This window comes from Bacillus sp. FDAARGOS_235 (assembly GCF_002073415.2).
In the GTDB taxonomy this organism is placed as follows: Bacteria; Bacillota; Bacilli; order Bacillales; family Bacillaceae_G; genus Bacillus_A; species Bacillus_A toyonensis.
On record NZ_CP020437.2, the window covers coordinates 1,781,948 to 1,802,662 of the forward strand.

The 20,715-nt window shown below is 36.0% G+C and carries 18 protein-coding genes and 1 other annotated feature; of the genes, 5 read left to right on the forward strand and 13 right to left on the reverse strand.

Annotated features, from left to right (window positions below):
- Window positions 1-46 precede the first annotated feature (46 nt).
- The 3 genes from A6J74_RS10910 to mecA form a co-directional block, all read right to left on the reverse strand.
- Complete coding sequence (locus A6J74_RS10910; RefSeq protein ID WP_080609494.1) at window positions 47-1,291, reverse strand: competence protein CoiA; 1,245 nt, start codon at window positions 1,289-1,291, stop codon at window positions 47-49.
- Between the two features lie 80 nt (window positions 1,292-1,371).
- Window positions 1,372-2,916 (reverse strand): cardiolipin synthase, encoded by a 1,545-nt coding sequence (locus A6J74_RS10915; RefSeq protein WP_000799211.1) that lies wholly within the window; start codon window positions 2,914-2,916, stop codon window positions 1,372-1,374.
- Window positions 2,917-2,988: 72 nt separating this feature from the next.
- Window positions 2,989-3,672 (reverse strand): adaptor protein MecA, encoded by a 684-nt coding sequence (gene mecA, locus A6J74_RS10920; RefSeq protein WP_000402125.1) that lies wholly within the window; start codon window positions 3,670-3,672, stop codon window positions 2,989-2,991.
- Between the two features lie 345 nt (window positions 3,673-4,017).
- Between mecA and A6J74_RS10925 the strand changes: the two genes are divergently transcribed.
- Window positions 4,018-4,692 carry a TerC family protein gene (locus tag A6J74_RS10925; RefSeq protein WP_000362596.1) on the forward strand — a complete coding sequence of 225 codons (675 nt, stop codon included), beginning with the start codon at window positions 4,018-4,020 and terminating at the stop codon, window positions 4,690-4,692.
- Window positions 4,693-4,741: 49 nt separating this feature from the next.
- Here A6J74_RS10925 and spx read toward each other — a convergent pair whose 3' ends face one another.
- Complete coding sequence (gene spx, locus A6J74_RS10930; protein WP_000258267.1) at window positions 4,742-5,137, reverse strand: transcriptional regulator Spx; 396 nt, start codon at window positions 5,135-5,137, stop codon at window positions 4,742-4,744.
- Between the two features lie 593 nt (window positions 5,138-5,730).
- Here spx and A6J74_RS10940 point away from each other — a divergent pair.
- On the forward strand, window positions 5,731-5,934 hold the full coding sequence (locus tag A6J74_RS10940; protein WP_000559975.1) for a hypothetical protein: 204 nt from the start codon (window positions 5,731-5,733) through the stop codon (window positions 5,932-5,934).
- A 29-nt stretch (window positions 5,935-5,963) separates the two neighbouring features.
- On the opposite strand, the gene A6J74_RS10945 is transcribed toward A6J74_RS10940, so the two are convergent.
- Complete coding sequence (locus A6J74_RS10945) at window positions 5,964-7,613, reverse strand: peptide ABC transporter substrate-binding protein (RefSeq protein WP_000728607.1); 1,650 nt, start codon at window positions 7,611-7,613, stop codon at window positions 5,964-5,966.
- A gap of 352 nt (window positions 7,614-7,965) precedes the next feature.
- Between A6J74_RS10945 and A6J74_RS10950 the strand changes: the two genes are divergently transcribed.
- Entirely contained in the window at window positions 7,966-9,411 is a 1,446-nt protein-coding gene (locus tag A6J74_RS10950) for an MATE family efflux transporter (protein WP_142309182.1), read from the forward strand.
- Between the two features lie 127 nt (window positions 9,412-9,538).
- Here A6J74_RS10950 and A6J74_RS10955 read toward each other — a convergent pair whose 3' ends face one another.
- From A6J74_RS10955 to A6J74_RS10975, 5 genes are all read right to left on the reverse strand, one after another.
- Window positions 9,539-10,474 carry an ABC transporter ATP-binding protein gene (locus A6J74_RS10955; RefSeq protein WP_000166337.1) on the reverse strand — a complete coding sequence of 312 codons (936 nt, stop codon included), beginning with the start codon at window positions 10,472-10,474 and terminating at the stop codon, window positions 9,539-9,541.
- Entirely contained in the window at window positions 10,467-11,510 is a 1,044-nt protein-coding gene (locus A6J74_RS10960; protein ID WP_000854338.1) for an ABC transporter ATP-binding protein, read from the reverse strand. The genes A6J74_RS10955 and A6J74_RS10960 overlap by 8 nt, the downstream gene beginning before the upstream one ends.
- Window positions 11,511-11,530: 20 nt before the next feature.
- A complete protein-coding gene (opp3C, locus tag A6J74_RS10965) occupies window positions 11,531-12,547 on the reverse strand; it encodes an oligopeptide ABC transporter permease (RefSeq protein WP_000974107.1) in 1,017 nt (338 codons plus the stop codon).
- Window positions 12,544-13,473: an oligopeptide ABC transporter permease gene (gene opp3b / locus A6J74_RS10970; protein ID WP_000534168.1), complete on the reverse strand. Its 930-nt coding sequence runs from the start codon at window positions 13,471-13,473 to the stop codon at window positions 12,544-12,546. Before opp3b ends, opp3C begins: the two co-directional genes overlap by 4 nt.
- A gap of 128 nt (window positions 13,474-13,601) precedes the next feature.
- On the reverse strand, window positions 13,602-15,257 hold the full coding sequence (locus tag A6J74_RS10975; protein ID WP_000727209.1) for a peptide ABC transporter substrate-binding protein: 1,656 nt from the start codon (window positions 15,255-15,257) through the stop codon (window positions 13,602-13,604).
- A gap of 319 nt (window positions 15,258-15,576) precedes the next feature.
- Between A6J74_RS10975 and A6J74_RS10985 the strand changes: the two genes are divergently transcribed.
- On the forward strand, window positions 15,577-15,957 hold the full coding sequence (locus A6J74_RS10985) for a DUF3899 domain-containing protein (protein ID WP_001045000.1): 381 nt from the start codon (window positions 15,577-15,579) through the stop codon (window positions 15,955-15,957).
- A 105-nt stretch (window positions 15,958-16,062) separates the two neighbouring features.
- Window positions 16,063-16,279 (forward strand) — a binding site (T-box leader).
- Window positions 16,280-16,354: 75 nt separating this feature from the next.
- Window positions 16,355-17,344: a tryptophan--tRNA ligase gene (trpS, locus tag A6J74_RS10990; RefSeq protein ID WP_000110979.1), complete on the forward strand. Its 990-nt coding sequence runs from the start codon at window positions 16,355-16,357 to the stop codon at window positions 17,342-17,344.
- Between the two features lie 321 nt (window positions 17,345-17,665).
- Here the strand turns inward: trpS and A6J74_RS10995 are convergent, their stop codons facing one another.
- The 3 genes from A6J74_RS10995 to fabF form a co-directional block, all read right to left on the reverse strand.
- A complete protein-coding gene (locus A6J74_RS10995) occupies window positions 17,666-18,412 on the reverse strand; it encodes a YjbA family protein (protein ID WP_000966122.1) in 747 nt (248 codons plus the stop codon).
- A gap of 142 nt (window positions 18,413-18,554) precedes the next feature.
- Window positions 18,555-19,346: a DUF2268 domain-containing putative Zn-dependent protease gene (locus A6J74_RS11000; RefSeq protein WP_000539317.1), complete on the reverse strand. Its 792-nt coding sequence runs from the start codon at window positions 19,344-19,346 to the stop codon at window positions 18,555-18,557.
- A gap of 107 nt (window positions 19,347-19,453) precedes the next feature.
- The gene (gene fabF / locus A6J74_RS11005) at window positions 19,454-20,692 is read right to left on the reverse strand and encodes a beta-ketoacyl-ACP synthase II (protein ID WP_000412641.1); all 1,239 of its coding nucleotides are present in this window, start codon (window positions 20,690-20,692) and stop codon (window positions 19,454-19,456) included.
- Window positions 20,693-20,715: the final 23 nt, after the last annotated feature.

Here is a 20,715-nt window from a genome sequence, read left to right on the forward strand (position 1 = left end):
TAAGCCCTCCTTTAAATATCTCTACTTAAGTACAATTCTGTTTTTCTTATGTAATTCCTTCACGTTCATTCTTTATTATATCCCCTTTTTCTTCTCCCATGTTGAACTTTGTCTCAAATAGAGATAGCGCATAAGTTAGGCAAATCTCATCATATTTCCTAACTTCCTCCTCCGTCTGTAACATAACTATATTCCTCATTTTTCGGTACGTATAAGTTCCTACTTTACGCAACACGCCTACAAAACATAAAAAAGTCATATATTCAGTAACCGCTACTTTCCATATATGTTGTGAAAAGTACGGAAGTAAGCGCCTTTTCGTATATTTTTTTACATAACTACACACATATTGAAGGGAAATACAATTCCCTACCGCAAGCTTTTCTATACACTTCATGTATAGAAATGCTTGCCATGTAAATGGATTTGTTTGAAAAGCAAATGAAGACGGGAGTGGCACACCAATTTCAGAAGGAAAGCTCGCTGGAGTACATTTAAATTGATATAAGAGGCGTAATAGTGACTTATGATTATAATTCCAAATAGACAGGGCATTTTGCCGAAAGTAGTCCTTTCGCTTCTTCCATTCCTGTCCTAATATTTCTTTCCGGAAAGGAACAGGGGAAAAGAGTAATTCAAAAGTAGTTGTATCGTTTGGTAAATACATAATATGTGAGAAAGAGACGTTTGTAGAAAACGGAGTGATAAAGGCACATTTCATAAATGATTTTTGTTTCGGACAGAAGAAAATGAGAAATGGCTGAGGATAAGATTGTAAGGAGAAAGCCAGAAGTGAGGAAAATTCCATCCAATATGCAGCTTGCTTTTTTAATTGATTTCCACCAATGATCCAGATGACCTGAATGCCCGCTTGCCAATACGAGTATGTTCGTTTAGAAAGTTGTTCTATGGAGAGATTGGCGCATTGATATTCAATCGCAATTTCCCTACCTGCTCTCTCTACGAAAATATCTGGTCTTTGCTGGATTTTTGGAAGGTAACGCTCTATATCCACATGGAAATTTTGACGTTTCAACCATCTATATAGCAATTCTTTACCGTGCATATGATATATAGATTCTGCTTCATAAAAAGCAAGGCATGACTCCACTTTCTTATGAGCAAAATGCCAACTTTTTTGTTTCCCTAATTTCATTTGCACTTCCTTTCCACAAGCTATACAAAAGAAACGCTCCCTTTTACGCATACGTTGTAAAAGCTCTTCATTTCGATTATAGAGTAGATGAATTTTCTCTCCGTTTTCTCTTTTAGCGATAAACATTATAATCACACCCTTTCAGCTCCTTATATTCTACAATTTATTACAAATCCCTTTTAAAAAAGAGATGTCCCAATTTCGGACATCTCTTTTTATAATAAAGGTGATAATAATCGATATGTCGATTCAACAATTCGTCTATGAAGACGTCTTTTATGAAAACGATCGACATGAATTTCACTTGATTCTTCTAAATCATCTTTAAAGTCTTGAACGAGTTTTCGAATGCTATCTGTATCATATAAAAAGGCATTCACTTCAAAGTTCAAATGAAAACTTCTCATATCCATATTTGCTGTCCCAATTGAAGCTAAATCAGAATCAACGATGACAACTTTACTATGAAGAAAACCTTTTTCGTATTCATATATCTTTACTCCTGCATCTAAAAGCTCAGGGAAATATGATCTTGATGCATAAAAGACAGTGCGCTTATCAGGCTTACTCGGCATTAATAAACGAACATCAATACCAGCAAGTGCCGCTACCTTTAATGCAGATAAAATATCATCATCCGGAATGAAATACGGTGTTGCAATCCAAATAGATTTCCGAGCAGAAGAGATCATTGCAAAATATAAATGTTTAATCGTTTCCCATTTATTATCTGGTCCACCTGCAATTAGCTGAACTCCGCCCCAATGATCACCTTCAACTGCTTTTGCCTGTAAATATTCTGGAGCCAGCACTGCCTCACCAGTCATATAAAACCAATCTTGAAGGAAAATAAGCTGTAAACTTTGAACAGCCTCACCACGCAAATATAAATGTGTGTCTCGCCAAAAACCGAAATATTTATCCTTCCCTAAATATTCATCTCCAATATTTAACCCACCTACAAACCCTTCATTTCCATCAATAACAACGATTTTCCGGTGGTTTCGATAATTAATCTTATCGTTTAAAATTGGAAAGCGCACAGGAAAGAACGGAATCATTTCGACACCTGCGTCATTTAATTCTTCAATATACGAATTCGATAACCTAAAACTTCCAACCGCATCATATAAAAACCGAACGACTACGCCTTCTTTTGATTTTTGTATTAAAATATCTTTAATTTCTGTTCCAAGCTTATCATCACGCACAATGTAATATTCCATATGAATGTGGTGTTTCGCTCGTTTTAATCCATCTAAAATGGCCTGAAACGTTTCATCCCCATTTGTTAATGTTCTCGTTTCCGTTTGAAATGAAATATTTAAAGCACCTAAGCGGTCCGCTAAACGAAATAACAGCTCTTGATGCTTATGATTACGTAACATCCGTTCTTCATAATCTTCATGCCCCTTATATTGTAAAAACGCCTGTTCATCCAGTAACGCCTTCTTTTGGAACATTCTCTTTCTCCGAAAGTTTTGTCCAAATAATAAATATGCGAAGAATCCAAATACCGGAAAAATACCTAACACAATGAGCCATGTAAGTGTTTTAGACGGGTGACGGTTTTCTAAGAAAATAACGCAGCCAATTAAAAATGCAGATACCGTAAATAAAATACTAATAATACCTAAAATCGAAACATCTTTTATCCCAATTACATCCGAATAAAATGCTACATCAATAAACATACGTAACGAAACAAATAATGCGAACAATAGTAGAACAAAGAAAATCAACTTTAACGTATTTTTCATCTCTTACCTCCTTACTAAGAAAGCTTTCCTATTCTTCATATAAAAAGCCGATTTCATACTACAGAAATCGGCCTACGTTTTAGCAGGAAAATTATTGCGAATTGTTTCAAGCGCACGCTCTTTCACAATTTGTTTCCCATACTCACTCACACGATGAATTGTTAAAGTTGATTCTTCTCCATATTCTAAAATAATACTTAAAATACGATCAATTTCTTCTTCATCATGTAGCACTTCATCGAATTCCACATATACATAATAGCGGTCATCAAATGAATACAGCTCATCTTTTATATCTTCAAAGATAAGACGATGACTTAATGAAATAACATCTTCAAAATCATTAAACTTAATTAAAAAGCCAAACGTACCATCTTCATTAAAGTTTGTTCCTGTTTGTTCTTCTACCTCTTCCACTAATTCTTGCTGGAATAATGACTCGATACCCTCATCTAAAGGAATGTCTATAATTTTGTCTACACCTATCGGTAGCTCTAGCTTTTGTCCATCCTTTGAGAGCTCGGCTTTCGTGACAAGTACTTCAATCCCTTTATCGACTGCTTGCACTTGAATCCATAACGGTCCATCAATAAAGAAGTCATCATGATCACGAGCTTCGTCCATCATCTCCCAAAAGAGCTCTTCACTACGTTCGCGGTCATACCAAATTTCTTCACGATTAAACCCTCTGTCCTCTATATCAATGTACGTAATAAAAAACTTCATTGTATGATCGTTAATTCTTTCAATTTCCAAAATACAACTCTCCCTTCCTGTTTAGAATTGTTATGAAGGGATCCCCCACTCATATGACAAATCAATAGATTCTTGTACTCTCATTTTATGATAAGATTCTCCAGAAGGGAAATAAAATCGATTTATTTTACAAAAATAGTTATATGCCTATCTTTATTCGATTGTCTACATAAATATATCATTATGACAATTCTTTACACACGAAAAATTTGGACATACATTTCTATATTCCCCCGTACACTGTAATAAAGTGAGACTTCTATTAGAGGAGATTATTTAGTTCCCACTTTCTTCATCACATACATATATTTCGCTTATTAAAACATCATAAATGGAGGCAGACGAATGGACTTAGAGTTTTTAACATCTGTACTAATGATTGTCGGTATTGATGTTGTATTAGGTGGTGACAATGCAATTGTCATTGCATTAGCTAGCCGGAATTTACCTGAAGCAAAACGAAATAAAGCCATTTTGATCGGTACTCTTTTAGCAATTGTGCTACGAATTCTTCTTACAATAATAGCTGTCTACTTACTCGACATTCCATTTTTACAGCTTATCGGCGGCGTTTTACTTACATTCATTGCAGTAAATTTATTAACTGATAATAGCAACGATCTTTCTTCTATTCAAGGGAAAACAACTTTATTCCAAGCTGTGCGTACAATTGTATTCGCGGATCTCGTTATGGGGTTTGACAATGTCATCGCTATTGCAGGTGCGGCTCACGGAAGATTATTACTCGTCATAATCGGGTTACTCATTTCTATTCCGATTATTATTTGGGGCAGCAAACTTATTTTAATCCTTATGGAACGCTTTCCACTTCTCATTTATTGCGGAGCAGCGATACTCGCCTATACAGCTGGAAAGATGATTACACACGAAGACAGACTTGCAACCTTTTTTCATAACAACCCAAGTTTCACTACAAGCATTCCTTTCTTGTTCATTTTCACTGTTCTATGCATCGGTATTATCGTTCAACAAGTTCGCATACGAAATGTGAAACAATAAAAAAAACCTTCTACTATATAATAGGTAGAAGGTTTTCATATTATTATAATTAATTTACAAGACGTTGTGCTTCACGTAATTGGAACGTTCTTACTGTACGTGGTAAGAAACGACGGATTTCATCTTCATTGTAACCTACTTGAAGACGCTTCTCGTCAATCATAATTGGACGACGTAAAATCCCTGGATAGTCACGAATCATCTTATATAAATCTTGAAGTGGTAAAGACTCTAAGTTTACATTTAATTCTTGGAAAACTTTCGAACGAGTAGAAATAATCTCATCTGTTCCGCTTTCTGTCATACGTAAAATCTCTTTAATTTCCTCAATCGTTAATGGATCTGAGAAAATATTACGTTCTGTATAAGGAATATGATTTTCCTCTAGCCATAATTTCGCCTTTCTACAAGACGTACAGCTTGGAGAACTATATAATGTTACCATACAAAGCTCACTCTCCTTAAAGAGTACAAATTCTGTACTAATTACAGTTTAAAATTCTAACTTCAGTAATTTTTCGCGATAACTTGTCTTATAACAAAGTACAAAAATCGCATTTCATGTAAGCAACAACTTATAATAAACAACAATTACTTTTAATAAGTAACTTCTATAATCATTATACAATAGATTTTGCAAGAAATATACAGTAAATTTCCTACTAGTTGAGAAAACTCTTCCGCGTATTCCACTGCTATGTAACATGATTACGCTCACTTTAGCTGTACTTTAACAATGACCTTCAAACCTTTTAATACTCACTTCCCATTGATTTTTCATATAATATATAGTTATTTATCTATAATTTCACCTAAAAAAAAGAGAACGTTTTCTTACTTTTTCTTGATAAATCAATTAAGAAATGTAAGACTATATAAATGAGAATCAAAAGGAACATTTGTTCTTATTTTAACAAACATTCTCCCTCCTGTCTACACGATTTCTAAAGTAAACCAAATATTTTTCTGACATTTCTTTCTTTTTTATCTTTTATCTCATACAATAAAAATACAGACAGGCAAAGGGGGAATTTGCAAATGATTGCTTTTTTTATTGATTTTGTTACTGTTGCTGCCCTCATCATCGGAATCACAGCATTGATTGGTGTCATTTCAAATAGCATCGGTGAAAAACTCTTTGGCGGAAAAGAAAAAATGAAGTTTGTTAACAAAAGTTTGGATGTACAATCCGGATGGAACCAAGTTGGTGGGAAAGGTATTTATAAGAAACGTACGTATTAAAAAAAAGCAGGTAATCACCTGCTTTTTTCTTATTTCTCTACTGACGCCCATTTAAAGCTTAAATCGCCACCATATTTATGGTTGTACATATTTTTAATTGAATCTCTTTGTAAGTATGCTCTACCACGTTGATATACTGGAACAATCGCAGCATCATCAAGTAACATTTTCTCTGCTTCTAGTAAGTTTTTCCAACGAGCATTTACATCGCTTCCATCTTTCTTCGCTTTCATGATAATCTCATCATATTTCGGATTAGAATATTTCATTTTATTTTGTGATCCGTCCGTTACAAACATATCAAGGTATGTAACTGGATCTGGGAAGTCTGCACTCCATCCAGAGAATGACATGACGTAATCGCCCGCATCTTCTAATTTTAGTTTTTGTGCAAATGGTTGTTGTTTAATTTTCACTGTTAAACCTGGTAAATTCTTTTCTAACTCACCTTTTAAATATTCACCAGTTTTCTTCGATAATTCAACGTCTTCATTTAATAGCTCTAATTCGATTTCATTTTTACCAAGCTCTTTTTTACCAGCTTCCCAATACTTCTTCGCTTCTTTCACGTTTGGTTTTACAATATCTCCATTTACAGCACGGAAGTCCTTTTTATCCGGTCCTTTAATGAAGTTATCAGGAATTAATCCTGTCGCTGGCTTAGAACCGTTATTTAATAGCGTGTCAACAAACGGCTTACGTTCAAAAGCAAGAGAAATTGCTTTACGAATATTTTTATTTGCTAACGCTGGATCTTTTTGATTTAAACGAAGGAAGAATACAGATGTATCTTCTACTGTTTGGAAATCTGGTTTTCCTTTATATTTATCGATGAACTCTGCTAATAACGTCGCTCGATCGACTGCGTTTGTTTCATATAAATTGATTGGCGTAGACGTATCTTTTACAATATTAAAGTTTACTTCCTCAATCTTCACTTCTTTATTTTCCCAATAAGATGGGCTCTTTGTCATTTTAAAGCTACGTTCATGTTGCCAATCACTTAGTGTAAACGGTCCATTATATAGTGTTGTATTTGCTTCTAAACCAAACTTCGTCCCCTGCTCTTTTACAAACTTTTCATTCACAGGATAGAAGATTGGATATACCATTAAATCTACAAGATATGGAATTGAATTGTCTAATTCCACTTCTAATGTATAGTCATCAATTGCTTTTACGCCTAATTGGTCTGGACTCATCTCTTTTTTATTAATTTTCTCTGCATTTTTTATATCATACATAATGTACGCTGATTTCGCAGCTGTGTCTGGGTTAATCGCTCTTTGCCATGCGTACACGAAATCTTTCGCCGTCACAGGCTCACCATTTGACCATTTTGCGTCTTCACGTAATTTAAATGTATATTTTTTACCGTCTTCTGACTTTTTGAATTCCTTCGCTACACCTGGAACTAGCTTATCATCTTTTCCTAAACTGTATAAGCCTTCCATCGTATTAGTCATTACTCTTGAAGAAACTGCATCAGCTGATAATGCTGGATCCATCGTTGGAATTTCTTGCGTTTCAATTAAGTTAATAACTTGCTTCGCACCGCTCTTCCCGCTATCCCCTTTTGCGTTCGCTTGCGATTGTTCATCTTTTTGATAACTACATGCCCCTAAAATCATGCTCATTGCTACCGTTGATAATACAAAAACCGGCATCTTTTTTTTCATATTTCCACCCTCCATAAAAATGTTAGCCCTTTCATTTTCAAACAAAAAGAAATATATATATGTTCTAATAATTCATATTATACACACAAATATATTTTTTGTATATTTATATTTCTATCTTATTAAAATTTCCTGTGAAAAAATAAATCTTTGAAAACGTTTCATATTACCAGTTTACCCGACTGAAGTGTCGGAAATAACAAATTTTAAACTTTTCTAAATTATCAGAGAAAAACAAATTTTATATTTTATAATATTTTTTGTATAATTATCCTTCTCTTTTTAGCATAAAATGAAGGTCTCTTCATATTAAAAATATGTAGGTTAAAATGAGTGCAAAGGATAAGAAAGTATGTTACGATACACTTTGCTAAAAATAGATATCGGTAAAGAGGGGACGGACATGACAGCAATTCACTCAAAAAACGGGCCGACAGAAAAATTAAGTTTATTCTTATTAACATGGCCTATTTTTCTAGAAGTTTTTCTTTTTATGTTGATGGGGATCGCTGATACTTTCATGTTAAGTGCATTATCAGACGATGCCGTATCTGGGGTTGGTGCAGCGAATCAATATCTTCATATCGCTATTTTGGTACTAGAAGTAATCGGGAATGGCGCTGCGATCGTCGTATCTCAATACCTCGGTTCCAAACGTTTTATGGAAGCATCTAAAATATCAGCATTAGCCGTCACATTAAATTTAGTGGTCGGACTCGTTATAAGTGCTGGTTTTCTTTTATTTTCAAAACATATGATGATGGCAATGAATTTACAAGGCGATGTACTAACGTATGCACAAAGCTATTTATCCATCGTCGGAGGAGCCATTTTCCTTCAAGCTATTATTAACTCGTTAGCCGCAATTATTCGCGTTCACGGCTTTACAAAGCAAGCAATGTTTGTTTCGCTTGGAATGAATATTATTCATATCGCCGGAAACTACGTACTTATTTTCGGGAAGTTCGGTTTCCCTGAACTTGGTGTACAAGGGGCCGCGATTTCTTCCGCTGTCAGTCGACTACTGGCACTGATTGTGTTCTTCTGGTTACTATACCGCGTTATGGAATACCGTGTAAAATTACAATATTACTTCACCTTATCAAAAGAATACGTGGGGAAAATTTTAAAAATTGGCATTCCATCTGCTTTTGAACAAGTCATGTATCAAGCTTGCCAAATTGTCTTCCTGTACTACGCAACTTACTTAGGAACAGAATCGTTAGCTGCTAGACAATATGCTACTAACATTTCCATGTTTACTTATTTATTCGCAATTGCAATCGGTATGGGAACAGCTATTATCGTGGGACGCCTAGTTGGCGGAAATGAAAAAGATGAAGCATACACACGTGTATGGAAAAGTGTACAATGGGCAATTGGTGTGACTTTATTTATGGTCGCTCTCGTTATTACATTCCGCACACAATTAATGGGGGTATTTACTGATAATCCTCATATTATCGCTCTAGGGGCAAGCGTTCTTTTACTAAGTGTACTACTCGAAACAGGACGTACGCTGAACATCGTCATCATTAATTCCCTTCGTGCAGCCGGTGATGCAAAATATCCAGTTTTAATTGGTGCGTTCTCTATGGTGTTAATGAGTTTGCCACTCGGTTACTTTTTCGCCTTCCATTTAGATATGGGACTCGTTGGTATTTGGCTAGCGATTGCTATCGATGAATGGACGCGGGCAATTATTATGTTCTTCCGCTGGAGAAGTAGAGCATGGGAAAGTTACACACTTGTTAAACCGAATGAGCAAGAAGAGAATGTTTCTGTTCAGGCGCAGTAGCACTTCTTTGATTAAGGTGCATTTATTGATAAATACACTTTATATCGGTGATTCTTTAAATATATCGACTTATCGACAAATATAGTAAAAAAGGTCATTCTTCCGTAACGGAAGAATGACCTTTTTTTTATTGATAAATCTCTTTATATTTCTTGTACTCTGCTTCAGAACATAATACGAAATGTCCTGGGCGAATTTCACGCATTGTTGGTGCTTCATTACCATAATCATGCTGCGATGGATCGTATACGATACGTTTACGATTGCGCTCATAATCTGGATCTGGAAGCGGAATCGCTGATAATAGTGATTTTGTATATGGATGAATTGGATTCGCATATAACTCATCACTTGTTGTTAGTTCAACGATTTGACCACGATACATTACGCCGATGCGGTCACTAATGTATTTTACCATTGATAAATCATGGGCAATGAATAAGTATGTTAAACCTTTTTCTTTTTGTAACTGTTTCAGTAAGTTTACAACTTGCGCCTGGATCGATACGTCAAGTGCTGAGATTGGCTCATCGGCAATGATAAATTCAGGTTCTACAGCAAGCGCACGAGCGATACCGATACGTTGACGTTGTCCACCCGAGAATTCGTGCGGGAAACGGTTTGCGTGTTCTTTATTTAAACCAACTGTGTTTAACAGTTCATGAACACGGTCCATACGTTCTTTTTTACTTTTTGCTAATCCGTGAATATCAATACCTTCTGCAATAATATCCCCTACTGTCATACGAGGGTTTAATGATGCATATGGATCTTGGAAAATCATTTGCATTTTACGGTTGAACTTCTTCAGTTCTGCGCGTGATTTCTTACCATGTACGTTTTCACCATCGAACAACACTTCACCAGCAGTTGCATCATATAAACGAATAATCGTTCTTCCAGTTGTTGATTTACCACAACCAGATTCTCCTACAAGCCCGAATGTTTCTCCGCGGAAAATATCAAATGAAATATCATTAACCGCTTTGACAACACCACCACTCACGTCGAAGTGTTGTTTTACATTTTTTACTTCAATTAATTTCTCACGTTGTTTAGTCATGTTGTTCACCTGCTTTCATTTGAAGAATACGTTTTTCAACAACTGCCGGCGGTTTTACTTCTGGTGCTTGCTCGTGAAGTAACCAAGTTGCCGCATAGTGTGTATCACTTACTTTAAATAAAGGCGGTTCCATTTCAAAATCAATTTTCAGCGCCTGTGGGTTACGTGGTGCAAAAGCATCACCCTTTGGCGGTTTTAATAAGTCAGGAGGCGTTCCTGGAATCGCATATAGCTCTTCCTCTGATCCATCTAAACTTGGCATAGATGCGATTAAGCCCCATGTGTACGGATGTTTTGGGTTGTAGAAAATTTCATCTACAGTTCCAATTTCAACAACTTTACCAGCATACATAACCGCAACTCGGTCAGCAACGTTTGCTACTACACCTAAGTCATGCGTAATGAAAATGATTGCTGCTTCTGTCTTTTGCTGAATGTCTTTCATAAGCTCTAAAATTTGCGCCTGAATCGTAACGTCTAGCGCTGTTGTCGGCTCATCGGCAATTAATAATTTCGGGTTACAAGCTAACGCCATCGCAATAACTACACGCTGTCTCATACCACCTGAGAATTGGTGAGGATATTGTTTTAAACGTGCTTCTGGATTTGGAATACCTACAAGGTCGATTAATTCTAACGCAACTTTACGTGCGTCTCCTCTACTCATCCCTTGGTGTTTAATAAGACCTTCCATAATTTGATTCCCAATTGTCATCGTTGGATTTAATGATGTCATTGGATCTTGGAAAATCATTGCGATATCTTTACCACGAACTTGCTGCATTTCTTTTTCCGTTAATTTCGTTAAATCACGACCGTCAAATATAATCTCTCCATTTTTAATACGGCCTGGAGGATTTGGGATTAACCCCATTAGCGCTTTAGAAGTAACTGATTTCCCAGAACCAGACTCTCCTACAATCGCTAATGTTTCCCCTTTTTTCAAATCAAAAGTAACTCCGCGCACTGCTTGTACTTCACCTGCATGTGTATCAAAGGAGACTTGTAAATCTTTTACCTCTAACAATGTTTTCATTTTTACTTCTCCCTCCTCGTTTACTTACGCATTTTTGGATCTAACGCATCGCGTAATCCATCTGCCATTAAGTTGAATGCTAGAATTAACATACTGATGACAACCGCAGGGATGAACATCATGTGTGGATACGTTTGAATAGATTTATAACCATCATTTACAAGAGAACCAAGTGACGCGAATGGTGGCTGAATTCCTAAACCAATGAAACTTAAGAACGCTTCACCAAACACCGCTGATGGAATTGTAAACATTGTCATTACGATAATAGGTCCCATTACGTTTGGAATTAAGTGTTTTACAATTAATTGCGTGTTCGTTGCACCTAATGTACGAGATGCTAATACATATTCTTGGTTTTTTAACTTTAAGATTTGTCCACGAACAATCCGCGACATCCCTATCCAACCTGTAATCGCCATCGCGAGTGTAATCGACCAAATACCAGATCCCATAATGATTACCATTAAAATAACGATGATTAAGTATGGAATACCGTTAATAATCTCCATAATACGTTGCATAATATTATCTACTCTACCGCCGTAGAATGCTGAAATACCTCCGTATGCAACCCCAATTACTAAGTCAATTGCTGCTGCTAAAAGAGCGATATATAATGATACGCGTGTACCTTCCCATGTTCTTGTCCATAAGTCACGGCCAAGATCATCTGTACCAAACCAGAAGTACTCTTTAATATCACGTTTTTCATATTGGTCAACACCATATTGATCTGTACCGTCAAATGGTAACCAATGAACATTTTCAATAACTGGAATTTTTGGTGGTAATTTCGCACGACCTAAATCTTGCTCTTTATACGAGTGTTTACTTACCATCGGTCCAAAAATCGCCAATAGCGCAATGATTACTAATAATACAAGGCCAAGCATCGCACCTTTATGTTGGAACAAACGTCTTCTTACATCTTGCCAAAACGTTAAGCTTGGACGGGCAATGACTTCATTATCAACATTATTTTGATTGGCTTGTTGAAATAAATCTGGAGATAATTTTTGTACATCTTTCATCATTTTTTCCCTCCCGCTAAACGAATACGAGGATCAATAATTCCGTATAAAATATCGACAATGAAAATAACTAAAATGAAGATTGCACTATAGAAAATCGTAGTTCCCATAATAACTGTATAGTCATTTAAAGTAATCGATTTAACGAATTGTTCCCCAAGTCCTGGTACAGCATAAATTTGCTCGATAACAAGTGTTCCTGTAATTAATGCCGCAACCATTGGTCCTAAAATTGTTACAACTGGAATTAACGCGTTACGAAGTGCGTGTTTTACAATGATAACGCCTTGACTAATTCCTTTTGCTTTCGCTGTTAAAATATAGTCTGACTGCATAACTTCAATTAATTCTGCACGAGAGAAACGTGCGATTGTTGCGATAACTCCCATCGATAATGCAATTGTAGGCATTACAGTAAACTCTGGTCCTTTCCAGAATGCTACCGGGAACCAACCAAGTTTTACCCCTACGAAATATTGTAGTAATGCGGCGAATACGAATGATGGTACCGACATTCCGAGTACCGAAATAACTGTTGCACTATAATCCACCCACGTATTATTACGAAGTGCGGCAACAATACCTAAAATTAAACCGATAAATGTCCCTAATATAATCGCTTGTAAACCTAATTGGGCTGATGGTCCAATACGATCCACAATCATGTCTGTTACTGGGCGGTTATCATATTGGAATGATACCCCTAAATCACCTTTTGCTAAGTTACCTAAGTAACGTGCGTATTGAACTGGTACCGGATCATTTAATCCGTATTTTTCAAGAATGATTTCTTTTTGTGCCGGTGATAGCTTCTCCTGGTTTTTAAGCGGAGAACCCGGAAGTAATTTCATCAAAAAGAAAGTCAGTGTAGTAATTAAAAATAATGTCAAAGCCATGTACACGAAACGTTTTAATACATAACGTCCCATAGTCAAGCACCTCCCCGTTTTTCTCAAAAGCAATAAGATAGTTTAAAATATTCTTACTTTTATTTTTTTAAAATAAGAGCATATGCCCATCATAGGCATATACCCTTGTAAACGATGGAAAAAAAAGATTATTTTTGTTCAACAGATGCCCATTTGTAAGTTAATTTACCACCATAGTTAATTGGGATAATATCTTTTACGGCACCTTTTACTACATACGCTGAACCTTTTTGGAAGATTGGAGTGATAACTGCATCCTCTTTAATTAACATCTTCTCTACTTCTAGAAGGTTGTTCCAGCGAGCTTGTAAATCTTTTGTATCTGTTTTAGCTTTTAGGATTAACTCATCATACTTCTGATTAGAATACCCTGTTTTATTTTGAGAACCATTCGTAACAAACATATCTAAATATGAGATTGGATCTGGAAAATCTGGTCCCCAAATACCAAACGCAATATCATATTGCTGAGAATCTTCTAATTTATTTTTTTGTGCGAATGGTTGCTGTTTAATTTTAATTGATAAACCTGGTAAGTTCTTTTCTATCTCACCTTTTAAGAATTCACCAACTTTTTTAGCATCTTCATTATCAAAGTTTAAGAATTCTAGTTCGATTTTATCAGTTCCAAGCTCTTTCTTCGCTGTTTCCCAAAGCTTTTTCGCTTCTTTTGGATTTGTTTCAACTAGCTTTCCATTTTCAGCTCGGAAATCTTTTTTATTCGGACCTTCAGCGAAATCTTTTCCAACAAATCCGTAAGCTCCAATTGCACCGTTATTTAAAATAACTTTCGCAATGTTATCACGGTCAAAGGACATTGAAATTGCTTTTCTTAAGTTTTTATTACTTAAGTACTGATTACTTTGATTAAATCTTAAGTAAGCAACCCCTGCTTCTTTTCTTGTTTGGAACTCTGGGCTTTGTCTAAACTTATCAACAAATTCAGACGTTAAAGCCGCACGATCAATCGCGTTTGTCTCATATAAATTTACATCAGTTGCTGTATTTTTTACAATATTAAAGTTGATTTCTTCGATTTTAACCGTTTTATTATCCCAATATGAAGGATTCTTCTTGAATTGGAAACTTTGTTCATGTTTCCAATCACTCATAACGAATGGACCGTTATATAATGTTGTATTTGCCTCTAAACCAAACTTATCACCTTGTGCTTTTACAAAGTTTTCATTTAGCGGGTAAAATACTGGATAAACTGTTAAATCGATAAAGTAAGGAACGGGATTGTCTAATTCCACTTCTAATGTATAATCATCAATCGCTTTTACACCTAATTGGTCAGCAGGTAATTCTTTTTTATGAATTTTCTCTGCATTTTTAATATCGAACATAATGTACGAATACGTTGCTTTTGTATCTGGATTTACGGCTCTTTTCCATGAATACACAAAGTCTTTAGCTGTTACAGGTTCCCCATTTGACCATTTCGCATCTTTTCTTAATTTAAATATGTATTTCTTCCCATCATCTAGCTTTTCGACATCTTCTGCAACGCCAGGCATTCTCTTTTGATCTTTGCCAATACGATATAAACCTTCCATCGTATTATTTAATGCTGTAGAAGATGAAGAGTCAGATGCTAATGATGCATCCATTGACGGAATTTCAGATAACTCTGTTAAATTAAGAATCTGTTTTCCGTTACTACTACTCGTAGCGTTCTCTTTCCCTTTTGCTTTTGCGTCATCTTTTTGGTAGCTACACGCGCCAAGCAACATACTTGCAGTTAAAGTTGATGCAAGTAATAACGGTATCTTTTTCTTCATGTTGTGTTGCCTCCCCTAATTGCACTTCCTGTACCCTCACTTGTTAAAAAGTAGAATTGAAAGAATAATCTCCAAGTTTCTACAATTTTCATTATACATATAATACGACGATTGTGAATATAGTTTTTTGTTTTTTTGTTAAAATTTTTAATAAAATGTTTATATTTTTAATTTTTCGTAAAGAGATACGTTAACATTGCTACCATCATCTTAAAATCAGACCTTTAATTGCGTATAATTTTCAAAAAATTATTTCTAGTACTTATTATAGCTTTTATAGTATAATAATTCTAGTAATATTTTGACGGAGGGGAATATTTTGAATAAAGTTTTTTTTCATACTTGTATACTAATTTTTATAGCGATGATTGCTTCTAGTATTGGTGCATTCCTCATTTCATCTCAATTTTTGTTGAACTTTGTCAACATCTCGTTTTATATCGCGCTATTTTTTATTCTGATAGGTGGTTTTTTATTCATATTTCAAAATGGATTTTTCAATGTAACTCTTTACGCTTTCCAGAGAGTATTTGGCACGAACAAAAAAATAGACTCGTTAATTGAAGAATCCGAGGAACCGGTGAATAAGAAAGAACGTATTTATAAAACATATTCATTCAAATGGACATATCCTATTTGTATTACAGGTATCATACTCGGAGCGTTCTCGACTCTCATTAGCTTTACTATTTTGATGTAGTTTGCAAACACTATCCCATATGATATAATTATCAGCAAAACATTTTGTTATAAAACTTTAGTTCTTTCATATTAAAAGAGCTCAGTTAACAATAAATAAATTTATATGTATGCGATGATAAAGAAGAGTACATATTGAAACAATTTCAGAGAGCTTGTGGCTGGTGTGAACAAGTAATTGTACAATGTGGAATGGGCTTTTGAGCACCAAACCGAACCGAAAGTAGTAGGCCTTGGCGTTATATCCAGACGTTACTATGGATTAGAGAGATTTCACAGTAGTGAAATAATTAGGGTGGTACCGCGGTCCATTCGTCCCTATAGTTTTTTGGGATGAATGGGCTTTTTTGTTTGCCTTCTCTTCCCTATCACGCATTCAAATTTAGGAGGAAATAATTATGTCAGTTATCTTTTCTGGTATTCAGCCAAGCGGAACGATTACACTTGGAAACTATTTAGGGGCTATGAAGCAATTTACAGAGCTTCAAAACGAACACGATTGCTATTTCTGTATTGTAAACCAACATGCCATTACAGTACCTCAAGATCCTATACAACTTCGCAAAAACATTCGTAGTCTTGCTGCACTTTATGTAGCATGCGGCATCGATCCTGAAAAAGCTACTTTATTTGTACAATCAGAAGTACCTGCACACGCTCAACTAGGATGGATCATGCAATCTGTTGCTTACGTTGGAGAATTAGAGCGTATGACACAATATAAAGATAAAGCTTCAGGTAGAGATTCAGTTCCAGCTGGATTACTTACGTATCCACCATTAATGGCTGCTGATATTTTACTTTATAACACAGAAATCGTACCTGTTGGTGATGACCAAAAACAACATATGGAATTAACACGTGATCTAGCAGAGCGTTTCAACAAACGCTTCCGTGAAGTATTCATAGTTCCTGAAATTCGTATTCCAAAAGTAGGAGCTCGCGTTATGTCATTAACAGAACCTACGAAAAAAATGAGTAAATCTGATCCGAATCCAAAATCAATGATCAGTATGCTTGATGAACCAAAAACAATTGAAAAGAAAATTAAAAGTGCTGTAACAGATTCAGAAGGTATCGTGAAATTCGATAAAGAAAATAAACCTGGAATCTCTAACCTATTAACAATTTACTCTTCATTCTCAGGAAAAACAGTTGAAGAAATAGAAGCAATGTACGAAGGAAAAGGATACGGCGACTTCAAAGGCGACCTAGCACAAGTAGTCGTAGAAGCAATTCGCCCAATCCAAGACAAATATAACGAACTAATCAGCTCCCCAGAACTAGACGAAATTCTAGACAAAGGTGCCGAAAAAGCAAACCGCGTTGCATTCAAACAACTACGCAAAGTAGAAAACGCAATGGGACTAAGCAGAAAACGTAGATAATATATAAAGCAGAGGCGGCTCGTTTATAATGTTCGGTGGCTGCTGGAGCTGGATTTCATATAAAGCGGAGGCGACTGTTTAGCCCTGACGGCTAAGGTTCTTTCCCACAGAAGGTGCTTTTTACCTTCTAGTGGGGAAAGTTCTTAGACGCGAAGGGCTAGGAGCTGAAGCTGGATTTCTATATAAAGCGGAAGCGGCTCGCTTAGAATGTGAGGGGGATGGAGCTCCTGACGTAGAGGCGCTTTTTGCCTCGCAGGAAGGCACATTCTTGCCGCTGAAGCTAGATTTCACCAAATTAAAAAACCGCCAATTGGCGGTTTTTTAATTTACCTTTTGCTCATTTTCCATTTCCCATAACTTTTCAAAAAACGGCTGTCCTTTTACAAGGCGCTCGCATAATTGTTCGTGCTTCTCAGACCAGCCTGATTTCGCTTCATCATATAGTCTTGCCCAAATATCTTCAAATTCCATATGTTGGACCGTTCCATATGCTGACGGATCCCATTCTGTGTACCAATAGCGAATTTCCGCTGTGTTTTTCGTTGTATGTAATTGATCTAACGCCATAAATAATAATTGTTTTAGCTGTCTCTCTTTACGAGTTAAGCCATTCATAATGAAAGGCGATGGTGATAAAATATGATGTTCCTTTTCTGTTTCCTCTACTTGGAACTCATACTTTTCTGCTTGTACGTTTTCCACCATCTCATATACCATCTGCTCTTGGCGAGGTATAAGTCTACTTTTTCTAATTGGTACATTGTAACCAATTGTATCAATCGCAATAATTCCTTTTCCATCTGTAACAACAAAGCAATACTCTTGCTGCAAACGTTCATGATTTTTACGAATATAAGCCTTATGATGTACGTCTTCCAACAACTTTTGCGGAAGCTCTAACAATTCGTTCTCGATGTAATGATATAATGTGGCATCTACTTTTAATAATGGCACTTGATCTAATAGTTCAATCGTATCATCTTTCCGCCATTCGTAAAAATGACAAACGTTATACCCATTTTCTTCACCTTCAAACCAATTTACCCATACATCATGTAGATATAACATTCTCTATCCCTCACTTCACTACTGTTTGTACCAATCATTATGTTCATTTTCGCTTAACTTTATTCCACTTAAGGAAATATATTCTAATTATTATTTTTCCTTCTATAATATCTAAAAAAACAGGAGATAGACCTCCTGTTTTTCATGGAATACGAAATGTATTTGCTTTACTCAATATTTCTTTCGCATCTATAGGTAATAAAGACAGTGTATCTTCCCCTTCAAACGCTACACAATCTTTTACAATGTGAAATCCAAGCGCATAACCAAGCATTTTCGGATAAGAATGAATTCCGTTTAATAATACGTCATGCTCCCTCGTTCCTCGCTTTATACTTATTCTTTCTTGAACAACGTTTTGCCAATAATAAATCGCCTCTTCTTTTGAAAGATATTTCGTCCACGGTGCATTATTTTTTTCTGTATATCTTTCCGTTACTGCTTGCTCAGCTAACCCTTCCATAATCATCGTATCAAGTAACGTATACTCTGTTTCTTTCGTCTCAATTTGATGTAACCTGCATATGTGGTGATATTCATGTGCCAATAACACTTTTAATTCTTCCACCGAATTCCGTCCACATACGAATAAGAAAATAACGTGACGCATAGATAATCCAGCTTTTCCGTTATACTCTTCTTGTACAGTTCGATTATACGAATCTGATAATAAAATAAAGATAGGGACATCCGGACCTTTTAACCAATTTTTCAATTTATCATACTCCATACGTAACTCTTTCCAAATTTCTTTTTTCTCTAATTCTTTAATTTCACGTTCTCCTCGCATTACTGGGCGATACATACCTTTAGAAATTAAAAAACGATACAACCTTTCTTTTGGTAGTGGAATATACTTCGTAAATTTCTCACAAAGCTTTTCTGGCCGTCCATAATATAGATGTAACCACTCGGCTGTTTCAACAACCCCCATCTTTATCCCCCCCTTTTTCTTATGTATATGCAAAAGAAGAAAAAGGCGTAAAAATAAATAAGGTGTTTTTTCGTAGTTTATTACGAAAAAACACCTTATTTTATCTATTATTTATACGATTTAAATACTAATACTGCGTTATGACCACCAAACCCTAGTGAGTTACTTAATACAGCTTTTACTTCTTGCTGTCTCGCTTTATTCGGTACGTAATCTAAGTCACATTCTGGATCTGGTGTTTCATAGTTAATTGTTGGAGGAATTACTCCGTCCGTAATTGATTTAATAGAGAAGATCGCTTCAACAGCACCAGCTGCACCTAGTAAGTGACCTGTCATAGATTTCGTTGAGCTAATGGCTACTTTATATGCATGCTCACCGAAAGTTTCTTTAATTGCCATCGTTTCGTATTTTTCATTTGCATCTGTACTTGTACCATGTGCATTAATGTAATCGATATCTTCTGGCTCTAGACCAGCATCCGCTAAAGCTTGACGCATTGCACGCACTCCGCCTTCACCGCCAGGAGCAGGCATTGTAATATGGAATGCATCTCCAGTTGCGCCATAACCAGCGATTTCCGCATAAATGTGAGCACCACGTGCTAATGCATGCTCTAATTCTTCAAGAATTAGAATCCCTGAACCTTCACCCATTACAAAACCGCTACGATTTTTATCAAATGGGCGGCAAGCAGTTGCTGGATCTTCATTAAATGTTAATGCTTTCGCTGAACTAAATCCTGCAAATGCCATACTTGTTAACGGTGCTTCTGCTCCACCTGTAATCATTGCATCCGCATCACCGCGCTGAATTGCTTTAAATGCATCACCAATTGAGTTTGCACCAGATGCACAAGCCGTTACAGAACAAGTGTTAATTCCTTTCGCTCCAGTCGCAATAGATACTTGACCTGCTGCCATGTCTGGAATCATCATCGGTACGAAGAATGGACTCACGCGGCGTGGACCTTTCTCAGTAAAAATCTTAAATTGTTCTTCGTATGTTTCCATACCACCAATACCAGAACCAATCCATACGCCAATTCGAGGTCCGTTTTCTTCTGTAATTTCAAGCTTTGCATCCGCAACTGCCATTTTCGCTGCTGCTACTGCATATTGTGTAAAGCGATCCATACGGCGCGCTTCTTTTTTATCAATATATTTCTCGACTTCAAAGTCGTTAATTTCTGCTGCTACTTTTGCTGGAAATAGTTCCGGATCAATTCTTGTAAGTCGCCCGATTCCAGATACACCCTTTTTTATGTTTTCCCAAGCTGTTTCAACATCTGTTCCGATCGGTGTAACAGCTCCTAGTCCTGTAATTACGACCCTCTTTTTTTCCATACAAAATACACTCCTTTTTTCTC

Bases quoted from the DNA above. Each gene is read 5' to 3' on its own strand.
- A6J74_RS10915 (WP_000799211.1), bottom strand. From the start codon at position 2,916: ATGAAAAATACGTTAAAGTTGATTTTCTTTGTTCTACTATTGTTCGCA.
- A6J74_RS10925 (WP_000362596.1), top strand. From the start codon at position 4,018: ATGGACTTAGAGTTTTTAACATCTGTACTAATGATTGTCGGTATTGAT.
- spx (WP_000258267.1), bottom strand. From the start codon at position 5,137: ATGGTAACATTATATAGTTCTCCAAGCTGTACGTCTTGTAGAAAGGCG.
- A6J74_RS10940 (WP_000559975.1), top strand. From the start codon at position 5,731: ATGATTGCTTTTTTTATTGATTTTGTTACTGTTGCTGCCCTCATCATC.
- A6J74_RS10945 (WP_000728607.1), bottom strand. From the start codon at position 7,613: ATGAAAAAAAAGATGCCGGTTTTTGTATTATCAACGGTAGCAATGAGC.
- A6J74_RS10950 (WP_142309182.1), top strand. From the start codon at position 7,966: ATGTTACGATACACTTTGCTAAAAATAGATATCGGTAAAGAGGGGACG.
- A6J74_RS10955 (WP_000166337.1), bottom strand. From the start codon at position 10,474: ATGACTAAACAACGTGAGAAATTAATTGAAGTAAAAAATGTAAAACAA.
- A6J74_RS10960 (WP_000854338.1), bottom strand. From the start codon at position 11,510: ATGAAAACATTGTTAGAGGTAAAAGATTTACAAGTCTCCTTTGATACA.
- opp3C (WP_000974107.1), bottom strand. From the start codon at position 12,547: ATGATGAAAGATGTACAAAAATTATCTCCAGATTTATTTCAACAAGCC.
- opp3b (WP_000534168.1), bottom strand. From the start codon at position 13,473: ATGGGACGTTATGTATTAAAACGTTTCGTGTACATGGCTTTGACATTA.
- A6J74_RS10975 (WP_000727209.1), bottom strand. From the start codon at position 15,257: ATGAAGAAAAAGATACCGTTATTACTTGCATCAACTTTAACTGCAAGT.
- trpS (WP_000110979.1), top strand. From the start codon at position 16,355: ATGTCAGTTATCTTTTCTGGTATTCAGCCAAGCGGAACGATTACACTT.
- A6J74_RS10995 (WP_000966122.1), bottom strand. From the start codon at position 18,412: ATGTTATATCTACATGATGTATGGGTAAATTGGTTTGAAGGTGAAGAA.
- A6J74_RS11000 (WP_000539317.1), bottom strand. From the start codon at position 19,346: ATGGGGGTTGTTGAAACAGCCGAGTGGTTACATCTATATTATGGACGG.
- fabF (WP_000412641.1), bottom strand. From the start codon at position 20,692: ATGGAAAAAAAGAGGGTCGTAATTACAGGACTAGGAGCTGTTACACCG.